General features: G+C 50.0%; 5 protein-coding genes. 2 read left to right on the top strand and 3 right to left on the bottom strand.

All coding sequences use genetic code 11. The features are described from left to right. The first annotated feature begins 207 nt into the window (after positions 1 to 207). Both A3GK_RS0109845 and A3GK_RS11110 read left to right on the top strand, forming a co-directional pair. On the top strand, positions 208 to 567 hold the full coding sequence (locus A3GK_RS0109845; RefSeq protein WP_211205469.1) for a hypothetical protein: 360 nt from the start codon (positions 208 to 210) through the stop codon (positions 565 to 567). 109 nt (positions 568 to 676) lie between these two features. After that, positions 677 to 1,270, top strand: coding sequence for an outer membrane beta-barrel protein (locus A3GK_RS11110; RefSeq protein WP_051052346.1), 594 nt, complete (start codon positions 677 to 679; stop codon positions 1,268 to 1,270). 382 nt (positions 1,271 to 1,652) lie between these two features. Here the strand turns inward: A3GK_RS11110 and A3GK_RS0109835 are convergent, their stop codons facing one another. Genes A3GK_RS0109835 through cdd form a run of 3 tightly spaced genes read right to left on the bottom strand, consistent with a single transcriptional unit; the run spans position 1,653 to position 5,155 of the window. Beyond that, entirely contained in the window at positions 1,653 to 2,855 is a 1,203-nt protein-coding gene (locus tag A3GK_RS0109835) for a C1 family peptidase (RefSeq protein ID WP_026161842.1), read from the bottom strand. Between the two features lie 42 nt (positions 2,856 to 2,897). Further along, on the bottom strand, positions 2,898 to 4,664 hold the full coding sequence (gene dnaX, locus A3GK_RS0109830; protein ID WP_018029279.1) for a DNA polymerase III subunit gamma/tau: 1,767 nt from the start codon (positions 4,662 to 4,664) through the stop codon (positions 2,898 to 2,900). Positions 4,665 to 4,678: 14 nt separating this feature from the next. Further along, complete coding sequence (cdd, locus tag A3GK_RS0109825) at positions 4,679 to 5,155, bottom strand: cytidine deaminase (protein ID WP_018029278.1); 477 nt, start codon at positions 5,153 to 5,155, stop codon at positions 4,679 to 4,681. Positions 5,156 to 5,734: the final 579 nt, after the last annotated feature.

Below are 5,734 nucleotides of genomic sequence, written 5' to 3'. Positions count from 1 at the left end.
ACCCCTCACAGGACTAAAGGCTAGAAAGTCAACATAAAGCAGGATTAATAACAACGTAACATTAACCGAGTCAACCTTTTTCAGGAAACCACACCCCCAGTCTATCGAGCGTCCGACCTGTCCGATAAGGCACCCCCACCCCCACAAATGGCGGTCATCTACGCGAAAATGGTTGTCTTTGGTAACGACTCAAACCAATACTCAATTATGAACGAGATACGCAACTACCTACGAGAGATCACTAAGCGCCTACAAGCAGGTGGGCTGACCGAGATGAGCTACCGCACCGACTTCCAGGTGCTCCTCCGCCAACTCCTCCCCAAGAAGATCGCCATCACCGAGGAGGCACAAGGCACCAACAACATCGGTCGACCCGACTTCACCTTTACCTGCGCCGGACACCCCATCGGTTATATTGAGACCAAAGACATTGGTGATCGTGACCTCGAAGGGTATCAGCTCAAAGGGGATAATAAGGAGCAATTTGACCGCTATAAGAGCTCGCTACAAAATATCATTTTCACCGACTACCTCCGCTTCCTCTACTACCGCGATGGCGAACTGTAGGGTGATTGATTATATTGTCATATAGTAATAATTCAATATATATTCGTATATTTGCTACCGAATATATAATGATTAAATATTTGTTTAACAATTAGATTTAGATTTTATCATGAAGACAATTAAACTAATGGTAGCCACCGCAGTGATGGCTCTATGCTCTGTAAGCGCTTTTGCTCAGACTGAGGCAGGTAAGATGATGGTAGGTGCAGGTTCCTCTCTATCTCTATTCTCTGGCAAGCCTTCAATGACGGTTGATGGTAATAAGCAAACTGATACTAAAGCTACTACCAACCTTAAGCTTGCTTTCGACGCACGCTATTTCGTGATCGACAACCTTGCAGTAGGTGCTGAACTAGGCTACGACTTTTCTGGTCGTGATGGCGACAGTGAGGGTACCTTTATTATCGCTCCTGCAGTAAGCTATTTCTTCTTACCAAATAGCAACATCCGTCCATTCCTTAGCGCTCAGGTAGGGTATGCACATCTCTCCTCTACAAGTAAAGCTCCTGTATCTGACAGTAAGACTACTACCTCAGCTGGTGGTCTATACTATGGTGTAGGTGGTGGTGTAACCTACTTTGTGAATCCTAACGTAGGTCTTACACTAGGTCTAGGATACACTAGTAGCTCATTCAAGAAGGATAAGGTAACTACCACTCTTGCAGGTGTATCTAGCACCCTTGGTCTAACCTTTGTATTCTAAGAGTAGCGCCAAGCTATATTAATAAAGGGCGAGCAACCAATTGGTTGCTCGCCCTCTTTTTGTGACTACCCATAGAAGTGCCTCATCGAGAAAGGGCCCCTTATCGGACAAGTCGGACAGGTCAGACAGGTCAGACGAGTCGGACGGCTAATAAGCTACTGGTAGAAAGCGGGTGTCCGACTTGTCCGATAAGGGCTCCCCATTAGGTACCCTACCCCGAAAAAGCACCCGATAGGGTGCACCACCACCAGCCTATCGGGCATCCGAATTGTCCGACCTGCCCGATAAGGTACCCCCACTCCCCTTTCAGTTGGCATCAATAAGATATCCCCGCTGATCCGATGGATCAGCGGGGATATTCTATATTATATTGAGGGAAGGATTAGATGCCGAGCTTCTTGCGGATAGCAGAAGGAATGGCATCTTTGTGCACCACAATATTGATGGTCTTACCAGCTACAAAGTTCTCGGATACATACCATAGACCTTTGTAACGGCCAGCTTCGCCCCAAGAGTTCTTGACCATGTAAAACTTCTTACCAGTCTGGTCCTTAGCGATACCATAGATCACCATACCGTGGTCATCGGTTGTTTCTTGGGCATCGAAGCCTGCTTGGCGCCACTCTTGAGTCACCTTGATCTCTGGAGCACCAGGAGTACGTACCAGTTCATTGATCATACTGCGCTTCTCACTTGGAGTAGCACCGATCCAGCGAGCTTGGTCGGAGCCAGTAGACTCTGCTGCGTCGGCATCGATCAGGATTCCTAGTCCATCTCTATTAAAGCCTACTTCGCTTACGTCGCTACCCCATGCGATACCATATCCGTTATTGATCGCATTATCGAAGACTTGCATAAACTCATCGAGAGGGAGGTTGTAAGATAGAGAGTGTCTCCAATTATCGGCAATCTCGAGTACAAACTTAGAGTAGAATGGGTGGTGAGTAAAGCTGGTGAGCGATACATAGTCGTCCATATTGAGCCCTAGGTACTTCACGAAGCTCTCGGGGGTAAAGCTCTTACCCTCGTAGGTAAAGCTCTCTGGGAGCTCCCCTAGATAAGCGTCGATGATCCCGCCGAAAGCTTTCTTCCAAGCTGGTGTGAGGCCTGAGCGCTCTGAATTCTTGAGGATAGCTTTGATAAATCCATCTGCAGCAGCGTGTATCTCATTGTGATTGTGGCGCTTTGAGCCATAGTTGAGACCTTCCATCTCGCTCATTGGCACGATACCGTAGTGCTTTACAGAGTAAAGGACATCATAGAAAGAGCCACCAGGGCCGAAGTTGGTCTCCCCTTGGTAGCGAATGTAATTCTCAGCCTTATCGCGATAAGAGTGAGATACCACATGCATAGGTGAGAGCACTACGCTCTTGCCACTGATACGCAATGCCTCCATCTCTAGGAACCCTAGTCCGCTAAACGACCAGCATGTGCTTGAATTGGCTTGGTTTTGGATAGGTGTGATAGGTAGCTCCTTTACTACTGTAAACTTGTACTCCTCCTTAGCAGCCTCTTGTGCCATCGCTGGCATAGTAAGTCCGAGGAGCAGGGTTAGTGAAATTAGTACCTTAGGTAATTTTCTCATGTTGTTGTTTGATTTAGTTATTTAGTGATTATTACTCTTTAGTTATCTAGGTCGAAGCTGCAGGTCTTGTGCCATCTGCTGCAGCCAAGGATTGTCTTTGGCGACAAATGCCCACCGCTCATTGGGGGTCTGTGGTAGTAGCTCCTGTAGCTTTACATCTACCTCAATGGCGATGCCGATTTTGTCATTTTTCAATTCATCGTGTAGCACCTCTAGCACTGGCCCTAGCACGCGCACCACTTGCATCTTGATGGTATTGCTCTGTACCACTAGCTGGATATTGTGGTCGGGTGACTTTGTGGGGGTGATCCTCTGCAATACACCCTTGGCAAAGGGGGCGTTCTTGACCATTGCCACTGCCTTTCGCCACGCCTTCTGTAGCTGCTCTTCGGTGTACTCCTCGTTGCGGTTTTGGCTTACCGGCCCAGTATTGGTCTCCTCCCTCTGCACGGTTGGCTTACCTGTTTTTAGGGAAAAGCCATAAAGCTCTTGCCCTCCATTGCCTTGAGTGCGCCGAGTGGGCTGTGGATTAATGGTTTGAGCCTTGGTGTAGACTTGTGCCGGCTGGCTCACCTGGGTAGGTGCCTGAGCTGGCTGATGTGCTGGCTGATGGACCTGCTGTGTGGAGGCCCGCGGGGGTGCTGATGTGGTGGCGGAGGGGGTAGCTGTCGGGGCAGCAGCTGGGGCGGGGGCTACGGGCGTAGCCAATGGGCTGGAGCTCGATAGCTCACACATCCTTAGTACTGCCACCTCTAGTGCCAGACGTTTATCGGGCGTCCCTTTGTACTCAGCACCAAAGGAGCTACTAATCTTGAGATAATTCCACAGCATGCTAGCTGGGGTATAGGCCCCAGCTTTGGACATACGCTCTTGGATAGATTGGGGGGCTTCGATCAGCTGTATCGTCTCGGCCGATTGAGCCATCAATACATTGCGCAAGAAACCCGAGAAGCCCCGCATCACGATATCGCCCTCGTACCCACTCTCTAGGAGGTCATTGATGAGCGAAAGGGCTTTGGGGTGCTGCCCCTCCACCACATAGGCGAGTAGCCTAAAGTACTCATCTTCATTGAGGAGATTAAGGTTTTGCCTCACCCCCTCTACGGTCACCTGTCCGCCACCAAAGCCGGCTATCTGATCGAACATACTGAGGGCATCGCGCATTCCTCCATCGGCAGCGATGCCGATCATCTGCAGTGCCTCGGGCTCAACGGTGATCCCCTCTTGGGAAGCGATGTGGGCTAGGTGCTCTGCAATGTCGTGGCTAGTTATTCGGCTAAAGTCGTGTACTTGGCAGCGAGAGATGATGGTGGGTAGCACCTTGTGCTTCTCGGTCGTTGCCAAAATAAATATGGCGTGTGCGGGGGGCTCCTCTAGTGTCTTAAGGAAGGCATTGAAAGCACTACTCGAGAGCATGTGCACCTCATCAATGATGTAGACCCGATACTTGCCCGAAGTGGGGGCAATATAGACCTGCTCTATCAGCTGGCGGATATCATTGACTGAGTTATTGGAGGCGGCATCAAGCTCCATAATATTATAGGAGCGCTGCTCATTAGCGGCAATACAGCTCTCGCACTGGTTGCACGCCTCTCCCTCGGGAGTACGGTTTTGGCAATTGATGGTCTTCGCAAATATTCTGGCACAAGAGGTCTTGCCCACCCCTCGCGGCCCACAGAATAGGTAGGCGTGAGATAGCTTATTCTGAAGAATAGCATTCTTCAAAGTGGTGGTCAAGGCCTTCTGCCCTACGACACTCTCGAAGGTGCTCGGACGATATTTACGTGCCGATACTACAAAGTCTCCCATCTTAGCTCCTTCTCTTATAGCGACGATGCGTCGAAATTGATCGGTAGGAGTTGCCTACAATCTGCGACTATCTGTACTGAGTCAGGCCCGGCTAGGTAGACGGGGAAGGGCGACTTGTATCGGTCGGCGGTCTCCAATATCACCTGTCGGCAACCTCCACAGGGGGCTGCTACGGCTACATAGAGATTGTCATCCCGCATCGCGGTCACTGCCAAGGCGACCACTGGATCATCGGGGTACTGAGCCCCAGCGTAGAATAGTGCCGTCCGCTCGGCACACAGTCCCGAGGGATAGGCAGCATTTTCTTGGTTGGACCCAGTGACGATACGGCCACTCTTTAGGCGAAGGGCAGCACCTACTCTAAACTTTGAGTAAGGGGCATAGGCATCGCGGGCAATGCTCCTTGCCGCCTCCACCAACTCTAGTTCTTCACTCTGTAACTCTTTAAAGGACTTCTCCTCTATCGGTATAATTATTTCGCTTCGCTTCATATCTATAAATATTCTAATGGCTAAAGATACCATTTTTTAGGCAGAAGTAAGGGCTATTCCCCTCACTTTTTACACTTTCCCCGAAAATCCCAGCAACTTGCCTCATCTCCAATTCCATAAGAAACGCTGCAATTCGTCTCAATGCAACGGTTTCATTGATGCAACTATCTCATAGTTTCGATGCAATGCAACTCTAAGGGTCCTATACCAACTCAGATGAGACCCCTGCCGAGGTTCATACAAAAATCTCCGATGATTGCCACATGGTAAGTCCTTTCTAATCAGGGGTTACACATTAGAATGATATTGCCGTATGGCATTCATTGGAGGTCAATAAGGGTGGACCTCGGCAGAGGTCCCTCTTAAATAGGCACAGGTCGGGAGGGGCAGAGCCCCTAACGACCTGTGTGCAAGAGCACATCCACCACCTCCTTGACCCCGGCTGAGGGGTCAGACCTAGAGATAGGGTGGTCCGACCCCTCGACCGGGGTCGCAAGGGTATTTTACACCTATCTATACACAGGTCTTCGGCACTGCGTGCCTTGACCTGTGCCTATTTAGCACGGACCTCTGCCGAGG

The organism is Porphyromonas somerae DSM 23386, assembly GCF_000372405.1.
Classification (GTDB): domain Bacteria; phylum Bacteroidota; class Bacteroidia; order Bacteroidales; family Porphyromonadaceae; genus Porphyromonas_A; species Porphyromonas_A somerae.
The sequence above is the reverse complement of the archived record's forward strand: the minus strand, read 5'-3'. Positions and strand labels throughout refer to the sequence as shown.

Coding starts and splice junctions, on each gene's coding strand:
- A3GK_RS0109835 (WP_026161842.1), bottom strand. CDS start 2,855: ATGAGAAAATTACCTAAGGTACTAATTTCACTAACCCTGCTCCTCGGA.
- dnaX (WP_018029279.1), bottom strand. CDS start 4,664: ATGGGAGACTTTGTAGTATCGGCACGTAAATATCGTCCGAGCACCTTC.
- cdd (WP_018029278.1), bottom strand. CDS start 5,155: ATGAAGCGAAGCGAAATAATTATACCGATAGAGGAGAAGTCCTTTAAA.
- A3GK_RS0109845 (WP_211205469.1), top strand. CDS start 208: ATGAACGAGATACGCAACTACCTACGAGAGATCACTAAGCGCCTACAA.
- A3GK_RS11110 (WP_051052346.1), top strand. CDS start 677: ATGAAGACAATTAAACTAATGGTAGCCACCGCAGTGATGGCTCTATGC.